The following is a 19,752-nucleotide window of genomic DNA, read 5'->3' as shown; positions in this document are numbered from 1 at the left end:
ATAATCGTTACTGAGCTTCCTTGCTTTCCTTTACAATGTTCACGCTGGCACTGGCCCCGATCCGGGTAGCGCCGGCATCTATCAGCTCTTTCGCAAAAGCAAAGGTACGAATACCTCCGGAAGCTTTTATTTGTATGTTGGCCGGCAAATTAGCACGCATCAGCTTTACGGCTTCCACGGTAGCGCCTCTTTCTGCATATCCCGTGGATGTTTTCATGAAATCCACGCCATACTTCGCATACAGCTGGCAACACTGCACAATTTCTTCTTCCAATAATATGCCACTTTCAATGATAATCTTAATCACCTTCTTCTTCTCCCGCACCAGGTACATGATATTGGCGATCTCTTTTTCGAGATATTCCCAGTCTTTGTTTTTAATAGCGGAGATATTGATCACCACGTCCAGTTCATCGGCACCGTCAACAATAGCCAGTACCGTTTCCGCTACTTTGGCTTCAATAGCGGAATAGCCGAAAGGAAAGCCGATAACGGTGGCAATTTTGGTATTGGTGGCGCCCAGGAATTGTTTGGCCAGCTTCACATATAACGGGGGCACACAGGCCGCTGCAAAATCGTATTCCACGCACTGCATGCACAACTGTTTAACATCTTCCAGCGTGGTGGTGGGCTTCAATACGGTATGGTCTATATAGCGGTTAATCTCCATCATTCATTTACTTGATTACAGGGCGAAATTAATGCAAAACGGATTACGTTGCCGTAATCCGTTCTGATATCATTTCCAGGTTGGTTCGCTTAAGCGTTCTTACCGTGGCATTGTTTGTATTTTTTACCGCTACCACAGGGGCAAAGATCATTACGACCTATTTGCGGTCCCTGGTGACGGATTGGCTCTGCTTTTACTTCTTCAGCCATTTGTATTTCCGGGCCGGCGCTCTGGTGACTGCCGTTTTCCGCCAGTTCCTCATGAGAAGCACGCATGCGGCTCATATCGGTTTTTTCTTCACGGCCTTCACGGATTTCCGGAGCAGCTTCCTGTTCCTGGTTGCTTACGGGGATACCGCATTTGGTCAGGAAAGAAACGATATCGCGGCTGGTTTCACCGTCCATTGCCTTGAACAGGTTGAATGCCTCAAATTTGTAGATCAGCAACGGATCTTTCTGTTCGTATACCGCACTCTGTACAGACTGTTTCAGATCATCCATTGCACGCAGGTGCTCTTTCCACGACTCATCGATCAAAGCCAGGGTGATGCTGCGTTCCAGGGCATTCATGGTTTCATGACCCTTTGTTTCCACTACCTTCTGCAGGTTAGCCAGTACGTTGATACCTTTTTTACCATCGGTAAATGGTATAGAGATATTTTCGATCTGGTGGCCCTGTTCCTGGTAAATACGTTCTATTACCGGTAAGGTGTTGCTGATCAGATCATTTACCTTACGTGTATAGTTATCTTTTCCTTCGAAATACAGCTTGTTGGCCAGGTTAGGAATATCTGTCTTGGCCAGTTCTTCACTGGTAATTTTTGTATCGATGGAGAAGTTCATGATAGCATCCATCTTGAAAGCTTCATAATCGCCGCTGGCTTTATGGGTAGACACCATATTTTCCGCTACATCATAGAAGGCGTTGTCGATGTCTATTGCCAGGCGTTCGCCAAACAGGGCGTGATTACGTTTTGCGTAGATCACGGTACGCTGTTTATTCATCACATCATCATACTCCAGCAAACGCTTACGGATACCGAAGTTATTCTCTTCCACTTTCTTCTGCGCTCTTTCAATGGAACGGGTAATCATGCTGTGCTGGATCACTTCTCCTTCCTTATAACCCATACGGTCCATAAGGCCGGCAATACGTTCTGAACCGAACATACGCATCAGGTCATCTTCCAGGGAAACGAAGAACTGTGAAGTTCCCGGATCACCCTGACGACCGGCACGACCACGCAGCTGGCGGTCAACACGACGGCTTTCATGTCTTTCTGTACCAATGATCGCCAACCCGCCGGCTTCTTTCACGCCGGGTCCGAGTTTGATATCCGTACCACGACCCGCCATGTTGGTAGCGATGGTCACAGCTCCCGGCAAACCTGCTTCCGCAACGATCTGTGCTTCACGGGCGTGCTGTTTCGCATTCAGTACATTATGCGGCACTTTTTCGAAGGTGAGCATTTTGCTCAGCAACTCAGACACTTCCACGGAGGTAGTACCTACCAGTACGGGGCGTCCTTTTGCCTGCAACTGCTTGATTTCTTCGATAACTGCTTTGTATTTGTCTCTCTTTGTTTTGTATACAAGATCTTCCGCATCTACACGGGAAATAGGAACGTTGGTAGGGATAGTTACCACATCCAGTTTGTAGATTTCCCAGAGCTCACCGGCTTCTGTAGAGGCTGTACCGGTCATACCGGCCAGCTTATGATACATACGGAAGAAGTTCTGCAGGGTGATAGTGGCAAATGTTTGGGTGGCAGCTTCCACTTTTACATTTTCCTTTGCTTCAATAGCCTGGTGCAATCCATCTGAGTAACGGCGGCCATCAAGGATACGACCGGTTTGCTCATCCACGATCTTCACTTTACCATCCATTACCACGTACTCTACATCTTTATCAAATAAAGTGTACGCTTTCAGCAACTGCTGTACGGAGTGGATACGGTCTGACTTAGCGGCAAAGTCCTGCAGCAATACATCTTTACGCTGCAGTTTTTCTTCGGGCGTCAGCGACAGCTTTTCAATTTCGGCCAGTTCAGTTCCTACATCCGGGAGGATAAAGAAGTTTGCATCTTCTCCGCCCTGGGTAATCAGGTGAATACCTTTATCGGTGAGATCTACACTGTTTTGTTTTTCTTCAATAGCGAAGAACAGCCCTTCATCTACTTTTGGCATTTCACGTTGCTGATCTGCCAGGTAGTAGTTTTCCGCTTTCTGCAATAATACCCTGTTACCGGGTTCGCTGAGATATTTGATCAGTGCACTGCTCTTTGGCAAGCCTCTCCAGGCGCGCATCAGGGCCAATCCACCGGTTTTTGGATCATCTTTACCTTCTGCAATCAGTTTCTTTGCTTCCTGCAGGTACTGGTTGGTTGCTTTCTTCTGCATTTCCACCAGGTATTCGATACGTGGTTTTAATGCGTGGAATTCCTGCTCTTCACCGCGGGGGATAGGGCCGGAAATGATCAACGGGGTACGGGCATCATCCACCAGTACGCTATCCACCTCATCCACCATTGCGTAATGGTGTTTACGTTGTACCATTTCATCCGGGTTGTGTACCATGTTATCACGGAGGTAGTCAAAACCGAATTCATTGTTGGTCCCGTAGGTAATGTCCGCCAGGTAAGCGTTACGGCGGTCTGGTGTATTGGGTTGATGTTTATCGATACAGTCTACTGTAATATCGAGGAATTCGAAAAGAGGTCCGTTCCACTCAGAGTCACGACGAGCCAGGTAATCATTCACCGTTACGATGTGTACCCCTTGTCCTGCCAGTGCATTGAGATAAGCGGGAAGGGTAGATACCAGGGTTTTACCTTCACCCGTAGCCATTTCGGCAATTTTACCCTGATGCAGTACGGTACCACCGATCAGCTGAACATCATAGTGTACCATGTTCCAGGTAACCATGCTGCCGGCTGCGCTCCAGCTGTTTTTCCAGATGGCCTTATCACCATCAATGGTCACGTAATCCTTTCTCACAGCGAGCTGGCGATCGAGGTTGGTAGCAGTTGCAGTCAGTGTGGTATTATTGGTAAAACGGCGGGCTGTTTCTTTTACTACGGCAAAAGCGGCTGGCAGCAATTCTTTCAGCACTACTTCCAGTTGCTTGTCGCGGTCTTTTTTAAGAATATCTATTTCCTGGTATATCGTGTCTTTTGCGGTTACATCTTCCTCTTCATCTGCGCCGGCCTGTTTTTCCGCTATTTCTTTATCAATAGTGGCGAGATGCTCAGCGATACGTGCGCGGAATTCCTGCGTTTTGTGGCGCAGCTCATCGATAGGCAGGGATTGCAGTTTTTCGTACTCCTCATTAATCTGCTGCACCACCGGAGAGATGGATTTAATATCCCTTTCTGATTTATTCCCTCCAAATAGCTTTGATAAAAAACCTAACATGTTAAATGTTTAATTACGAATTACGATTTCTATTTATTGTAACCTGATCCCATCCAGGCAGCGTGTATCAGTTGATAGATTCCTGCTTCACCAGCCTGTGGCACAAAGGCTGCGGGCTTCGTCAGTTGGATAGACGGCATCCAGATTACTCAAATATTGTGCTTGTTAAAGACAAACTGTCAAGGTGTCAGTTTTACAGCCCGCCCCGGCAAGGCCTGTAAAAGTAGGAATAAATTCGGTGATTCAAGGGGGATTTTGAAGGGATTTTCCATTTTGCCGCAATCAATTAACATATCCTTGATATTTGCGGTGAAAGTTACTGGTGTAGCCACTCCGGCCAGAAAACCCGGGATCCTTTTTTACTGACCCGCCCCGGTCTTTTTCAGATAGTTGTAAATACCATACTGAGCTAATTCCCGGAAATTATACAGCAAACGTCAGTGGATAATGACAACCCGGAAGGTGACGCCACTCGGCAAAACACTGCCGCCTGAAAGCAGGCATCCCGCCACCCGCATGGTTATTTGTTTAGGAGGCATTGTCCAAATTGGCAGTACCGCTGCTGCAAGGGTTCCGGTTTCCATCTGCCAAAATACCAGTACCAGTCATGGTGCGGGGGAAGATCCGGCATAAAAAAGTGGCGGGAGGCGCTTGTCTTTCGGCAACGCCTGTACGTAGTTACTGCTGTAAAAAATTAAGTTAAAGCTTTCAGCATCACTGCATTTATTTTCAACATCTCTTAAATAATAATACATTATTATTATATTTGAAAGTCTTTACCTGTAAATGAAGTAAAACAGTTACCCTTCAATAATATCAACTTTTAACTATACCAATACCTATTGCCCTTAATCACTGAAGATTGCTATGAAATATTTTGTTTTAACCTGCGCCTGGCTGATGCTCAGCATGATAAGTTTTGGACAACAGATTTACCAGATCCGTGCAGACAGTGTCCGCATTTATAACGTATGTGATACCGCGGAATTAATTCTTGAAAACAGAACACAGGGCGTTTCCGGTTTTCTATTTAACAAAGGACGCGGACGTACAGAATTCAGGAAAGTGAGATTGGAGAAAATCGGCAATAGCCAGATTGCCATCACCGGACAGGATACGCTCGATTTAAGTACCCTGCCCGGACTTGCTGGCGTGGATACTATTTATAGATCCGGTGACAACATCATATACAGTAAATATGGTCAATCATACAGCATTCCTGTTCCGGCCGGTAATGCTGCCAGTTATATTCAGAACCAGGCCACTGTTTCACAGGCAAATGGTAATTTCTGGATCAGTAATGAAGGCGCCATGCGCCGGCTTAAAACCAGTGCGCCTCTCAGCGAAGGCCAATGGAACCTGTATACTGGTACCACTCCCGTAAATACCAACCTTAGATGGGTGTTCCTTCTTTCCAACACGGAAGGCGGCAGTAACACCGGTGGTGATTTCTCCATTCAGAGATATGCCGATAATAACGGCGGCTTCATGAGTACCCCTTTCCAGATCAGCAGGGGAACCGGCATTACCTATATGAACGGTGGATTCAGAGCCGCCAATGAATCGGGCATTACGGGAACCGGGACAGGAACCGGCAATACCTCCGTATTATCGTTTTACGAAAATAATAATACTACGCGTGTAGGATATGTTGGTAAAGCCGGTACTTCCAATACCGATATTTATCTCACCGGGAACCTTTCGGGAGTGGCTTTACTTCCTGCAAACGGAATTGTTACTATGGCAAACACCACCAGTAACCTGTTGAACTTTGGCGGTGTTGGATTAGGCGCTCCAACTATGACAACAAGAAGCCCCGGCACTAAAATAACACTGCATGCTTATTTAACGGGTACTACTACAGATTATGCACTGGGAATGGACACAAGTCATATGTGGTTATCAGTACCACAGGCTCTTGCAGCGAATGGATTTAAATGGTATGCAGGTACTACCCAGGTGTCAAGGCTGGATGGCACCGGCAGTCAGGAATGGAATAACCTGGGACGGTTTAAAGGTTACATTCCAGGTGGTACAGGACCAGGAGCGGAAATATATTTTGGCGCAGGATCTGCCTATCTTACTGGCTTTGATCGCACTAATGGGGTGTATACACCTGTTATACTACAAGGTGGTAGCACTACTACAGGTCGAATTTTCATGGTGGATGGCACGGGTTATAAATTCAGTATGTTTCCCAACGCAGGATTGCTTGGCACCGATGCCAGTGGATACCTGGTAGATAAGGCTGCTTCTTTTGCAGCTTCAAATATTCCGCTGTCGGCAGTATTAACAAATGGTAACCAGGCAAATAATAGCATTATATTAGGCAATACCGGTCAAACCGCTTTCAATTCATATGTAGCCAAACGACTGGTAGGTGCAACAGACCATACAGGTACTTTTGGCATCACTACCAATGGTGGCGCGATATTACAGATCTCAGACGGCGCCAATACCAGGTTGCTGGTAGCCAGGGCATCGCAGGTATTCCCGGAATATTCCCCTGATGGCGGTACTACATTACAGCAACTGTGGACCAATACCACCCATGCGGCAGGTACTCCTTTCTCCCTGAACTTTACGGGTGCATTGGTACCTTCCGTGATTACAAGTAATGCCTCAGGACATATCACGAATATCACTTCCAGAACTTTAACGGCTGGCGACCTGGCGGCTGCCCCGGCAACAGGTTCTGCCTATTATGTGCAAAACCAGACCGGTTCAGCACAAAACGCAAGTTCTTTTATAACTGGTTCGGCAAGTTCATCTGTAGTAAAAACTAACGCAGCAACTGCTGCCGGTGATTGGGTACTTTATAAGGGAGGCAGCACCGCACTTGCTAACACAGATGTGCGTTGGGCTATTGCGAAAAATGGAAATGAAACCGGCAGCAATATTGGATCAGACTTCGTAATAAAAAATAATACTGACGCAGGCGCATCAATCGGTAGCCCTTTCACTATAACCCGCGCTACCGGTGAAATAATATTAGGTACTATCAATAACGAAGCTACAGATGTAGATAAATTCCTGGTTAGTAACAATGGCGCTATACGCTATCGTTCTGGCGCACAAGTATTATCTGACATAGGTGGTGCTTCGTCTGCCATGCCTTTAAATACCGTTTTGACAAACGGCAACACTGCAACAAATAGTATTGTTTTAGGGGCAAACGGTAATTCAACTTCTTATGGCTACAATCTCATAAGAAATATGAGTGCCGTTAACTATACATCCAGCATGGGACTGGGCCTGGCAAATATAGGACTGGATCTGCGCGTTAGTAACGGCACTATTGCATCAGATAAAATTTTGTCCATACCACATGGAGGCACTACGGTTTTATATTCACCCGATAACGGCACAAATAATTACAGCATATGGCATAGTAATAATCACCCGGCGGGTGCTTCTAATAGCCAGGGAACCGGTCTTACAGGGGCTACTGTATATTCAAATATAGTAACAAACATAGCAGGCCACCTCACTTCAGTATCGCTGCGGTCATTAACGGCTGCTGATATTAGCGCAGCACCGGCAACAGGTTCTGGCAGTTATATTCAAAATCAAATGTCGTCAGCACAATCTGGTGTTGGTTTTTGGACAAGCGGAAATGGGCTTGCCAATAGTTTCAGGACAACAGCCGCTACCGGGAGCGGTGACTTTATAATATTTAATAGTGGAGGAACAGCTACTGCAAACGTAAGATGGTCTTTTTATAAAAGCGGGTCTGAAACAGGTAGTGGGAACACAGGAAATGATTTCAACATAGGAAGATACTCAGATGCCGGAGCATTACTGGGAACGCCATTTTCAATAAACAGAAGTAGTGGCGTTGTAACTATTCCTAATGGTTTTAATGCCGCCAATCTATCCGGGATAACCGGTTCTACAGCGTTGGCAGCCACCGCCACATCGGCATTGGAATTTAACCTGAGTGACAACGCAACACGATTAGGTTACGTTGGTGCCATTAATAATGACCTATACCTGACTAACGATTCAAGCAATAAATCGATTCAACTCAGGGTGGGTTCGGCAGCCACCAGTCAATTTCAATTATCCGGTTCCAATGTGTCAATAAACACTGGCCTGATAACGTTGAATAACGGAATAGCCAACAATATTTTGTTCCCGGCGCTGGCGGTACAGGGACCAGCTTTCACCACACGGAGTGTTGGTACAAGGATTACGTTGTGGCCCGCGGTCACGGCTTCACAGGTCGATTATGGTGTTGGTATAGAAACCGGGCACATTTGGAACAGTGTTCCAACATCGATCGCTACTTCCGGTTTCAAATGGTATGGCGGCACAACACAAATATCAAAACTAGGCGCAACAGGTAATCAGGAATGGCTGGGCGCAGGAAGATTCCGCGGAGCCCCGTCCCCAACATCCGACGGTACTGGTGCAGCTATTGAATTAGGATATGTGAGCAGCACCGGTGTAGTGCAGTCTGTAGACAAAAACGGAAACTTATACATGCCTACACGTGTCATAGGCGGGTCTGGCACTGCGTCCCCTGCTTTTAAAACACTCCTGATTGATAATACTGGTTATAAAATAGATATGGGCAACATGGGAGTTCTGGGTACTGATGCCAATGGATATCTGGTAGACAAAGCAGCTTCATTCGCCACTGCCGCCCATACCCACACCCTCACCTTAACAGGCGCTGTAACGGGTTCCGGCACAGTAACAGGAAGCATTGCCACTACCTTATCCAATTTTGATGCAGCCAAAATAACCACAGGAACAATAGCACCGGCAAGATTAGGTACCGGCACTGCCAGCAACACCACATTTTTAAGAGGCGACGGCACCTGGCAAACTGTGTCAGCAGCAGTACCTACTTTGCAAAGTGTTACCACCGCCGGAGCTACAACAAGCGTGGCTATTACTTCCAGCAATACTATTACTTCCACCGGGTTCTATCAATCTTCATTAAGAGCATTAAAACAAAATATAAAAGATTATACGGGCGATGCCACCAGCATCATCAATCAAATAAAAGTAAGAGAGTTTGAGTATAAAAAAGATCCGGGGAAAAAGGTGATTGGTATTATTGCAGATGATGAACCAGCCATCATTTCCGGGGCCAACCACGACCGCTTCGATATGATGAATACAATGGGCCTGTTACTGAAAAGTATCCAGGAACTAAGCCGGCAGAATGAAAAAATACAGCAAACCAGTGAGCAGCTGCAAACAGAGAATGACAACCTGAAGAAGCAGCTGCAATCACTCGTGGAAAGAATGGAAAAATTAGAAAAACAGCCGTCCAAATAATTCTTATCTCAATCGCCGACATCAGAATGAAAAATATACTGATCCTGTTTGGATGCATATGCTGCAGCTATCTTTCCCTGGCACAAAGTTTTATGCCCACGCATAGCTATATCGCGCAGAAAGTAACAGAAGGATACTTTACAACAAAACCATCGGTTGTATGGCCAAGTGATAATAAATGTATCACCAAACAGGAAGCCCTTAGCTACCTGAATATCGACCCGGCTTATTTGCCTACTGATGAACGGTTACCCTGGTTTTCAGAACTGGTTCCCTGTGTTGCAACGGCTACCCTTATTCCAATGGTAACGCAAAATGTGTATGGTGCCTGTGGTTCCTATATTTTAGGCACTGGTTACCCGGTAGATATAGAACATTTCTGTAACCGGTCCAGGATCACCGGTAATCCCTTCTGGGACGTAAATCCCTCCGAACAGTCATTATGTGGATTCAGCTGTATACCAGAAGCAACAATGGCCTTGTCAAAAATGGCGAGTGCTGTTGACACTACGGTAGGTGTGAAAACGATGCAGGTAGCCGCAGCTTTGGAGGAAACTTACGGAGGGCCTATGAACAGGGCAGGCGTATGGGCAAATGTTTCGTCAACCAACTGGGTTACCGTGTCTGTAAAGAAAACGCTGACAAGAAGCGGCACTTATTATATTGGCGTGGCAGCAGACAACCATTTTAAGGTGAGCATTGATGGTGTTGAAATAGCAAGGTACTCTACTACCGACCAGGGTGCTTTTGAATTCTGGTTTATACTACCGGTCACTATTACCGCCGGTACTCATGTGATTACCATTTCCGCAAGAAATACCGGCGGAGATGCCGGTATAGCCGCTGAAATGTATGATAATACAGAAGCGCAAATCCGCGCAGCCACCAGCTACAGTATGTTAAACCTCGTATTTAGCACTAAAGACATGGCAAACAGCACCATTTATATGTGTTATTGACAATAAAAAGAATGGTCTTCTAAAGTAAGGGCTCCCCGTAAGGGAAGCCCTTACTTTTATAAGTAACACATTAACCGCCTGTAACCTCCACCCCGGAAGCATTCCGGCACTTCTTCCCCGGCAAACCGCTTATCATAAAATACGACCAGATGTAAGCCCGGCTTCCCGCCGGGATTGCTCACCGGTGCTTGAAAAGAAAATTTTCAAAAAAAATGCCCGTCGTCCATATAAAAAGATGGAAATATGAAAATACTTTTTATAAATTTAAAGGTTTAATAGCCGTTTTAACTTATTTACACAAACATCCACGTTTATGGCAAATGCAATTCAGCCGCAAAAATTGTTCGTAGCAAGCTGTATGGCGCTACTGGTAACATCATTATCTTTTGGCATCCGTGCCGGAATATTAAGCCGCTTAGGCGTTGAGTTCCATCTGGATACCAAACAACTGAGCATCATTGCGGGAACTGCTTTCTGGGGATTCCCGCTGGCAGTGATTATAGGAGGATTCATTGTAGATGCCATAGGCATGAAACGGTTGCTGTTAGCAGCTTTTATCCTGCACCTGCTGGGTATTGTGCTGACGGTATTTGCGAACGGTTTCTGGTCGCTGTTCATTTCCACCCTGTTTATCGGTATGGCCAACGGTACCGTGGAAGCGGCGTGTAATCCACTGGTGGCCACTATTTTCCCGGCCAACAAAACTACCAAGCTGAATCACTTTCACCTGTGGTTCCCCGGCGGTATCGTAGTAGGTACCCTGCTGGTGTTTTTACTTACCAAAATTGGTCTCATCTGGCAGCTGCAGGTAGCCACTATGGTGATCCCGACCCTGATCTATGGTTATCTTTTTATGAAGCTCGACTTCCCCGTTACGGAAAGGGTGGCAGCCGGCGTTTCTTCTGCACAAATGTACAAATCTGTATTAAGTCCCCTGTTCATCGTGATGTTTATCCTGATGTTTGGCACCGCCATCACAGAGCTTTTCACCGGACAGTGGATTGAAGTATTGCTGAAAAATGTAACCGAAAACTCCATTCTTATACTGGCGTTAACAGCTGGTGTACAGGTACTGGGAAGAGGTATTGCCGGCCCGGTGGTACATAAAATTTCTCCTACCGGTGTTTTACTTATTTCTGCGATTTTATCCGCTTTGGGCTTATATTTACTTTCCCATGTATCAGGCAATATGGTATTTGTGGCGGCCTTTATCTTTGGTATGGGCGTTACTTATTTCTGGCCAACCATGCTGGGTTTTGTATCAGAAAACATCCCCGAATCAGGTGCGCTGGGTATGAACCTGATGGGCGGCGCCGGTATGTTCGCCGTATCTGTATACATGTATTTTATGGGTGGTTTCTACGATAGCATCATCGTAAAACAACTGCCTGCCGGAGCATCCCTGGATGCGTACCGCTCCGCTGCACCCGGCTCTGCTGAAGCTACCGCTTTCAGCCAGGCCACCGCAGTAGCCGGTCCGGAAATTATTAACGCTACCCTGGTAATACCCGTTATCCTGATTGTGGCTTTCACAGGACTTTTCTTTTACATGCGCAGCCGCAAAAAAGTAGAAAAAGCACACGTTCAAATAGTATAAATTATAAAACGATAATTGTAAATATGACACGGAAACTTAGAATGGGAATGATAGGAGGCGGTAAGGATGCCTTCATTGGTGCAATTCACCGTATTGCAGCTAATATGGACGGACTGATTGAGCTGACTGCGGGCGCCCTCAGCATTAATAATGACGTCGCGGTAGAATCAGGTAAAATGTTGTTCCTCGACCCGGAACGTACCTACCTCGATTTTAAAACCATGCTGGAAAATGAAGCAAAAATGCCGGCAGATAAACGGCTGGACTTCGTAACCATCGTTACGCCAAACTTCGCCCATTTTGAACCTGCCATGATGGCGCTGGACCTGGGTTTCAACGTAGTTATCGAAAAACCGATCACGTTTTCCCTCGACGAAGCCAAACAATTAAAAGCAAAAGTAGAAGCCACCGGTTTAACACTTTTACTCACACATACCTACACCGGCTACCCCATGGTGAAACAAGCCAGGCAGATGGTGAAAGACGGCGCACTGGGCAAAATCCGTAAAGTATGGGTGGAATACCCACAGGGATGGCTCAGCAAACTGAGTGAAAGAGAAGGCAACGCACAGGCAGCCTGGAGAACAGATCCTAAAAAATCAGGCAAAAGCGGCTGTATGGGCGACATCGGTACCCACGCAGCTAACCTGGCAGAATATATCAGCGGCGCCAAAATTGAAAAATTATGCGCTGATCTTAACATCATGGTGCCAGGCCGCGCACTGGATGACGACGGCGCTGTACTGCTCCGCTTCGACAATGGCGCTGCCGGCGTATTAATGGCATCGCAGGTAGCAGCCGGCGAGGAAAACGCCCTGAAGATCCGTGTATACGGCGAAAAAGGCGGCCTCGAATGGGCACAGCATGAACCCAATACCCTCCTCGTAAAATGGCTGGATAAACCCACCGAAATTTACCGCGCAGGTGGTGGATACAACTTCCAGTCGTCCTACATGACCCACAATACCCGCACTCCAGGCGGCCATCCGGAAGGATACCTGGAAGCATTCGGTAACCTGTACCGCAACTTCGCACAAACTTTATCTGCTAAAATCGATGGTGTTCAGCCATCCCCGGAATCACTGGATTTCCCGGGTACAGAAGAAGGCGTACGTGGTATGGCGTTCATCGATAACGTAGTTCGCTCTTCACAAAGCGATGCTAAATGGACTAACTTCGAGATATAGTATTCATCACCAGATTGAGCATATGAAAACGATAAAAGGACCTGGTATTTTTCTGGCGCAGTTCATGGGAGATGAAGCGCCTTTCAATAATCTGAAATCCATCTGCGAATGGGCGGCCTCCATTGGTTTCAAAGGAGTACAGATCCCCACCTGGGAAACACGCCTGATAGATCTGCAAAAGGCTGCCGAAAGCAAAACCTATGCAGATGAAATCAAAGGTATCGTAAATGCAGCCGGACTGGAAATCACTGAACTCAGCACACACCTGCAGGGACAGTTGGTAGCAGTTAATCCGGCTTTTACGGAGATGTTCGACGGCTTCGCACCTGCACAATATCACAATAATATCCAGGCGCGCACAGAATGGGCGGTAAACCAGCTGAAATATGCTGCGAAAGCCAGCCGTAACCTGGGCCTCACTGCCCACGCTACATTCAGCGGCGCCCTGTTATGGGCCCCGGCTATGTATCCGTGGCCACAGCGTCCGGCCGGACTGGTGGAAACAGGTTTTGCCGAACTGGCAAAACGCTGGCTCCCGATCCTCAATGAATTTGATGCCAACGGCGTAGACGTTTGCTATGAAATTCATCCGGGAGAAGACCTGCACGATGGTATCACCTTTGAACGCTTCCTGGAAGCCACCGGTAACCATACCCGCGCTAACCTCCTGTACGATCCCAGCCACCTGTTGCTGCAATGCCTCGATTATCTTGAATATATCGACATTTACCACGAAAGGATCAAAGCCTTTCACGTAAAGGATGCCGAATTCAATGCCACCGGCCGCTCCGGCGTTTACGGCGGATACCAGGCATGGATCGACCGCCCGGGCCGTTTCCGCTCTCTGGGCGATGGCCAGGTCGACTTTAAATCCATCTTCAGTAAAATGGCGCAATACGATTTTGCCGGCTGGGCCGTTATGGAATGGGAATGTTGTATTAAACATCCGGAAGATGGCGCTAAAGAAGGCGCCCCCTTCATCAAGGATCATATTATCCGTGTTACTGAAAAGGCATTTGATGACTTTGCAGGAGGCGGTACCGATGATGCTTTCAATAAAAGAATATTAGGCTTGTAATATAATAGCCAACCAATCCACCGATCGTTAGTAAACAATAACCAAATAAAAAAAATCAACAAATGAGAAAGAGATATCTGGCGCCGCTCGTATTAAGTGTATTATTCTTTGCAGCTTGCGGAGGTGGTGAGAAAAAAGCAGAAAACGCTGACAGCGTTAGCACTCATGAAAGCCCAGCAGCAGATAATTCAATGGTTTCGCCAAGCGCTAACAAACCAGCAAGCAAAGGCGAAACACTGATGGCTGAAAGCGATTGTAAAACATGTCATAAAGAAGAAATGAAAGTGGTAGGACCTGCCCTGAAAGACATTGCAGGCAAATATCCTAACACTCCGGAGAATGTGGAAAAACTGGCTGAAAAAGTCATCAAAGGCGGTTCCGGTAACTGGGGCGAAGTAGCTATGTTACCACATCCACAGATTTCAAAAGAAGATGCCAAAGAAATGGTAAGCTATATCTTATCTATTGGCAAATAATTGATTTATCATAAACTCAATCATCCGGAATGAAAAAATTAATCATGGGTGCACTGATGGTAGCTGCCGTTCTCGGTACCACCGCAGTAAAAGCCCAGAAATTAAATACCCTGTCAGCGAAGGAAAAGAAGCAAGGATGGGTACTCCTGTTCGATGGTACTTCTACCAAAGGCTGGCATACTTACCTGAAATCCACCGCCAGTCCTGCATGGGGCGTAACAGATGGTGCGATCGGTCTGAACCAGGAAGCTAAAAAGAATGGCGCACCCGGCGGAGATCTCGTTACCGATGCGGAATACGAAAACTATGAGCTGAGTTACGAATGGAAAATTTCTCCGGGCGGCAACAGCGGTCTTATTTTCAGCGTTCATGAAGATCCGTCTTTAAGCCAAACTTACCTCTCCGGTCCTGAAATGCAGGTGATTGATGATGCGGGCCATCCCGATGGTAAAAACCCAAAACACAATGCGGGTGAATTGTACGATCTCATCAAAGCTTCTACCAGACCAGCCAAACCTGTTGGTGAGTGGAATTCCGCCAAATTAACGAAGAAAGATGGTCACCTGACCCTCTGGCTCAACGGCGTGAAAACTGCAGAAACTACAATGGGCACGCCTGAATGGGATGCCCTGGTAGCAAAAAGCAAATTCCACGACTGGAAAGAGTTCGGCAAGTATGCGAAAGGTCATATCGCCCTGCAGGATCACGGCGATGATGTATGGTACCGCAATATCAAAATAAGAGTTCTTTAATTTCCGGATAGCGTAAAAGCATTAAGCAAAAAGCTACTGAAGCGGAGATGGGCGCTCGCTTATCTCCATACTTCAGTAGCTTTTTGCTTTTTACTTTTCCGAATTTTTAATTTCCATTCCCACGTAAAATAAGATGAAAGCACTAACCGCGTTTATTACACTCTTGCTCCTCGCCGGCACTATTTCAGTGCAGGCAAAGCATAAACACAAGGCCAAAAGGGTACTCGTGTTCTCAAAAACAAAAGGCTTCCGCCACGATTGCATTCCCGCTGCCAAAATAGCGATCATGCAACTCGGAAAGGAAAATGGCTTTGAAGTAGATACTACGGAAGATGCCAGTGCCTTTACTGCTGACAACCTGAAAAAATATGCAGCCGTAATTTTCAGCTGCACCACCGGCGATGTACTCGACAGCGCCCAACAAGTGGCTTTTCAGAACTATATCCACAAAGGCGGTGCATGGATGGGTATCCACGCAGCTACAGATACGGAGTACGACTGGCCGTGGTATAACAAACTGGCCGGCGCCTGGTTCCTGAGTCATCCGAGCCAGCAAACAGCTACCCTCAAAGTAGTGGACCATAATCATCCGGCTACAAAAGATTTACCGGACGAATGGATCCGCAAAGACGAATGGTACAATTTCAAAGACCTCAATCCCGATGTACATGTACTCATCAAAATTGATGAATCCAGCTATACCGGCGGCAAAAACGGCGATAACCATCCTATGTGCTGGTATCACGACTTTGAAGGAGGCCGCGCCTTTTATACCGAAATGGGACATGTGAAAGAAGCTTACCAGGATCCTGTATATCTGAAACATTTACTGGGTGGCATTGAATACGCCATCGGTAACTGGAAACCCAAAAAATAATCCGCTATAATGAAACGTACTCTCAGAATTTTTCTGCTGCTGGCACTTGTTGTTGTTGGCCTCGCAGCCTGTAAAAAATCGCGCCCCGGTAAACCCAGAGTGCTGGTATTTACCAAAACCGGCGGGTTCCGCCACAGCTCCATCCCTGTTGGTATTAAAGCCATTCAGAAACTTGGACTGGAAAACGGATTTGATGTAGACACTACAGAAAATGCCGCTAAATTTAATGAAGATACCCTGGCGCAATATGCCGCTGTTATCTTCCTGAACACTACCGGTGATGTACTCGATAACTACCAGGAAGCCGATTTCGAAAGATATATCCAGGCAGGTGGCGGTTATGTGGGTGTACACGCCGCTGCCGACACCGAATACGAATGGGGCTGGTATAACCACCTCGCCGGTGCATGGTTCCAGAGCCATCCTCCGGGCGTTCACAAAGCTATAATTGATGTAATAGAAAAATCTTTTCCCGCTACAGAAGGTCTTCCCGAAAAATGGGAACATACTGATGAGTGGTATAATTATAAAGATGTGGATACCACCACTACCGTACTGCTGAAACTGGACGAGAAATCATACCAGGGCGGTACTATGAAAGGTAATCATCCCATCAGCTGGTATCATGATTACGATGGCGGCCGCGCTTTCTATACCGGTCTTGGTCATACAGAAGAATCTTATACCGACAGTCTTTTCCTGAAACACCTCGCCGGCGGTATCAAATATGCTATCGGTAAAAACCAGGTGCTCGACTACAGCGTAGCTAAAACCCTGCGTGTACCGGAAGAAGACCGCTTCACTAAAAATGTGCTCGTATCCGGTGAGTTCTTTGAACCAACGGAAATGGCTATACTCCCTAACCTGGATATCCTGGTGGCGCAACGCCGCGGAGAGCTGATGCTTTACAACGCAGCAGAAAAGAAACTCTCACAGGTAGGTTTCCTCAAAGTATATCATCATACCGATGTACCAAAGGTAAATGCAGAAGAAGGTTTCCTCGGCCTTGCCGCAGATCCCGACTTTAAAAACAATCACTACATCTACGCGATGTATTCACCGGTAGATACTTCCGTAAACCGTTTGTCACGTTTCAAATTTGAAAACAACAAACTGGATATGTCTTCCGAAAAAGTAATCCTGCAATTCTACTCCCAACGCGATATCTGCTGCCATACCGGCGGTTCCATTGCTTTCGGACCAGGCGGATTGCTGTACTTATCCACCGGCGACAACACTACTCCGTTTGATGAACCGGGACAAAAATATGTGAGCAAAGGTTATGGTCCTACTGATGACCGTCCCGGTCACCTGCAGTATGATGACCGCCGCGGATCAGCCAACACCAACGACCTGCGCGGAAAGATCATCCGCATCAAGGTTGAAGCTGATGGCTCCTACACCATTCCGGATGGCAACCTGTTCCCTAAAGGCACCAAAGGCACCCGTCCTGAAATTTATGCAATGGGTACACGTAATCCTTACCGGATGTCGGTAGACCAGAAAACAGGATATGTATATTGGGGAGAAGTAGGGCCGGATGCCAACAACGACGACTCCCTGCGAGGGCCGAGAGGATACGATGAAATAAACCAGGCGAAGAAGCCCGGGTTCTTCGGTTACCCGATGTTCATTGCCAATAATAAACCATACCGTCAATACAATTACGAAACAGGTGAAAGCGGTCCTTATTTCGATCCGCTGAAACCAATCAATGATTCCCGCAACAACACCGGTTTGAAAGAGTTGCCACCGGCTACTCCCGCCTTCATCTGGTATCCGTATGCGAAATCAGACGAGTTCCCGATTGTAGGCAGCGGTGGCCGTAACGCAGAAGCGGGCCCGATTTACCACAGCGAATTTTATCCGAAAGAAACCCGTTTCCCGGATTACTATAACGATAAACTGTTTATCTACGACTGGATCCGTGGATGGGTAATGGCCGTAACAATGGACAAAAACGGTAACTTCTCCAAAATGGAAAAGTTTATACCCAACACCAAACTGAATGCTCCCATCGATATGGAAATGGGTCCTGACGGCCGTTTGTATATCCTCGAATATGGTAACGGTTGGTTTAGCAAAAACGCAGATGCAGGTCTTTCCCGCATTGACTTCAATGGCGGCAACCGCGCGCCTGTAGCCAATATCCACGCTACGCGCACTACCGGCGGCTTACCATTTAAAGTGAAATTAACCGCAGAAGGATCTAAAGATCCTGACGGCGATAAACTCACTTACCTCTGGAATTTTGGCAATGGCACAAAGAAAGAAACCACTGAACCTACAGTAGAATATACCTACAGCGCGGCCGGCGAATACCCGGTATTTGTGGAAGTGGCAGATGATAAGGGCGCCAAAACAAAGAGTAAATCCATTGATCTGTACGCCGGTAATGAAACGCCTGATGTAAAGATCAATATCACCGGTAACCAGATGTTCTACTTCCCGGGCAAACCCGTGCAGTATACAGTTAATATCTCCGATAAGGAAGATGGTAACTCTGCAGATGGTAAACTGGATGCCAATAACATTTTTGTAAAAGCAGATTATGTGGAAGGACGTGATAAAGCAGCGCAACCACAGGGCCACCAGATTATTACCGGCGCTATTGCAGGTAAAAATATCATGGAAGTATCTGATTGTAAAACCTGCCACAAGCCGGATGAAAAATCTATCGGGCCTTCCTTCAAACAAATAACAGAAAAGTACAAAGACGATCCTGCTGCTCCTGAAATGCTCGCTAGAAAGATCATCAACGGCGGTGGCGGCGTATGGGGTGAAACCGCTATGTCGGCGCATCCGGGCATCTCTCAGGGTGAAGCCAAACAGCTGGTGGAATATATTTATTCTATCGGTGGCAATGCACCTAAAGTGCCTTCACTGCCTGTAAACGGCAGCATCAACCCAACACTGGGTGGTGAAGCAAAGGACAACGGCGTGTTGTACCTTCTGGCCAGCTATACTGATAAAGGTGGTCCTGGTATTAAACCTATCACCGGAACTGCGGCTGCAGAACTGCTCAGCCCTAAACTGGCAGCAGCAGATTTCAGCAAAGCTGATGGCATGGCAGTATTCGCTGTAAATGGTACAAAGTTCCTCATCCCTTCCAACACAGCAGGATGGGCCACTTATAACAACCTGGACCTGACCGGCGTAAGCGGCATAGAACTCGCTTATATGGTACAGGAAACACCACAATCCGGCTATATAGTGGAAGCATTCCTGGATGATGCCAACGGTACCCGCCTGGGTGAAGTAACCATTGGTCCGGGTGCACAGCCAAAAGCTCCGAACAAGGTAAACTTCAACTTTACCCCGGTAGCAGACGGCAAGAAACACAACCTGTATTTCCGCTACAAAGCAATTGATGCGGCACAAAAAGTACAGTTGGGTATCGTGTCATTTACCCTGCATCCATAATAATTAATTCTTTATAAAAAAGAAAAGG

General features: G+C 46.8%; 12 protein-coding genes. 10 read left to right on the top strand and 2 right to left on the bottom strand.

Annotated features, from left to right (window positions below):
• Positions 1–7: 7 nt before the first annotated feature.
• Both deoC and secA read right to left on the bottom strand, forming a co-directional pair.
• Positions 8–673 (bottom strand): deoxyribose-phosphate aldolase, encoded by a 666-nt coding sequence (deoC, locus tag PV783_RS05850; RefSeq protein ID WP_227024418.1) that lies wholly within the window; start codon positions 671–673, stop codon positions 8–10.
• Between the two features lie 86 nt (positions 674–759).
• Positions 760–4,083, bottom strand: a complete 3,324-nt coding sequence (secA, locus tag PV783_RS05845; protein ID WP_420987381.1) for a preprotein translocase subunit SecA — start codon at positions 4,081–4,083, stop codon at positions 760–762.
• 447 nt (positions 4,084–4,530) lie between these two features.
• Here secA and PV783_RS05840 point away from each other — a divergent pair, with 447 nt between their 5' ends.
• The 10 genes from PV783_RS05840 to PV783_RS05795 all read left to right on the top strand — a co-directional run bounded on the left by PV783_RS05840 (position 4,531) and on the right by PV783_RS05795 (position 19,724).
• Positions 4,531–4,716 (top strand): hypothetical protein, encoded by a 186-nt coding sequence (locus PV783_RS05840; protein WP_420987380.1) that lies wholly within the window; start codon positions 4,531–4,533, stop codon positions 4,714–4,716.
• Positions 4,717–4,950: 234 nt separating this feature from the next.
• Positions 4,951–9,375 (top strand): tail fiber domain-containing protein, encoded by a 4,425-nt coding sequence (locus tag PV783_RS05835; RefSeq protein WP_420987379.1) that lies wholly within the window; start codon positions 4,951–4,953, stop codon positions 9,373–9,375.
• A gap of 26 nt (positions 9,376–9,401) precedes the next feature.
• The gene (locus PV783_RS05830) at positions 9,402–10,334 is read left to right on the top strand and encodes a hypothetical protein (protein WP_420987378.1); all 933 of its coding nucleotides are present in this window, start codon (positions 9,402–9,404) and stop codon (positions 10,332–10,334) included.
• A 313-nt stretch (positions 10,335–10,647) separates the two neighbouring features.
• Entirely contained in the window at positions 10,648–11,931 is a 1,284-nt protein-coding gene (locus PV783_RS05825; protein WP_079469664.1) for an MFS transporter, read from the top strand.
• 23 nt (positions 11,932–11,954) lie between these two features.
• Positions 11,955–13,118, top strand: a complete 1,164-nt coding sequence (locus PV783_RS05820) for a Gfo/Idh/MocA family protein (RefSeq protein WP_079469665.1) — start codon at positions 11,955–11,957, stop codon at positions 13,116–13,118.
• A gap of 22 nt (positions 13,119–13,140) precedes the next feature.
• On the top strand, positions 13,141–14,196 hold the full coding sequence (locus PV783_RS05815; protein WP_079469666.1) for a sugar phosphate isomerase/epimerase family protein: 1,056 nt from the start codon (positions 13,141–13,143) through the stop codon (positions 14,194–14,196).
• A gap of 62 nt (positions 14,197–14,258) precedes the next feature.
• Entirely contained in the window at positions 14,259–14,672 is a 414-nt protein-coding gene (locus PV783_RS05810) for a c-type cytochrome (protein ID WP_079469667.1), read from the top strand.
• Positions 14,673–14,701: 29 nt separating this feature from the next.
• On the top strand, positions 14,702–15,424 hold the full coding sequence (locus PV783_RS05805) for a 3-keto-disaccharide hydrolase (protein ID WP_079469668.1): 723 nt from the start codon (positions 14,702–14,704) through the stop codon (positions 15,422–15,424).
• 133 nt (positions 15,425–15,557) lie between these two features.
• The gene (locus tag PV783_RS05800) at positions 15,558–16,301 is read left to right on the top strand and encodes a ThuA domain-containing protein (RefSeq protein ID WP_420987377.1); all 744 of its coding nucleotides are present in this window, start codon (positions 15,558–15,560) and stop codon (positions 16,299–16,301) included.
• Between the two features lie 9 nt (positions 16,302–16,310).
• Positions 16,311–19,724: a ThuA domain-containing protein gene (locus PV783_RS05795; protein ID WP_420987376.1), complete on the top strand. Its 3,414-nt coding sequence runs from the start codon at positions 16,311–16,313 to the stop codon at positions 19,722–19,724.
• The last annotated feature ends 28 nt before the right edge of the window (positions 19,725–19,752 follow it).

The organism is Chitinophaga sp. CC14 (assembly GCF_048957795.1).
In the GTDB taxonomy this organism is placed as follows: domain Bacteria; phylum Bacteroidota; class Bacteroidia; order Chitinophagales; family Chitinophagaceae; genus Chitinophaga; species Chitinophaga ginsengisegetis.
The sequence above is the reverse complement of the archived record's forward strand: the minus strand, read 5'-3'. Positions and strand labels throughout refer to the sequence as shown.

Coding starts and splice junctions, on each gene's coding strand:
- PV783_RS05840 (WP_420987380.1), top strand. CDS start 4,531: ATGACAACCCGGAAGGTGACGCCACTCGGCAAAACACTGCCGCCTGAA.
- PV783_RS05800 (WP_420987377.1), top strand. CDS start 15,558: ATGAAAGCACTAACCGCGTTTATTACACTCTTGCTCCTCGCCGGCACT.
- PV783_RS05810 (WP_079469667.1), top strand. CDS start 14,259: ATGAGAAAGAGATATCTGGCGCCGCTCGTATTAAGTGTATTATTCTTT.
- PV783_RS05795 (WP_420987376.1), top strand. CDS start 16,311: ATGAAACGTACTCTCAGAATTTTTCTGCTGCTGGCACTTGTTGTTGTT.
- deoC (WP_227024418.1), bottom strand. CDS start 673: ATGATGGAGATTAACCGCTATATAGACCATACCGTATTGAAGCCCACC.
- PV783_RS05835 (WP_420987379.1), top strand. CDS start 4,951: ATGAAATATTTTGTTTTAACCTGCGCCTGGCTGATGCTCAGCATGATA.
- PV783_RS05830 (WP_420987378.1), top strand. CDS start 9,402: ATGAAAAATATACTGATCCTGTTTGGATGCATATGCTGCAGCTATCTT.
- PV783_RS05805 (WP_079469668.1), top strand. CDS start 14,702: ATGAAAAAATTAATCATGGGTGCACTGATGGTAGCTGCCGTTCTCGGT.
- PV783_RS05815 (WP_079469666.1), top strand. CDS start 13,141: ATGAAAACGATAAAAGGACCTGGTATTTTTCTGGCGCAGTTCATGGGA.
- PV783_RS05820 (WP_079469665.1), top strand. CDS start 11,955: ATGACACGGAAACTTAGAATGGGAATGATAGGAGGCGGTAAGGATGCC.
- secA (WP_420987381.1), bottom strand. CDS start 4,083: ATGTTAGGTTTTTTATCAAAGCTATTTGGAGGGAATAAATCAGAAAGG.
- PV783_RS05825 (WP_079469664.1), top strand. CDS start 10,648: ATGGCAAATGCAATTCAGCCGCAAAAATTGTTCGTAGCAAGCTGTATG.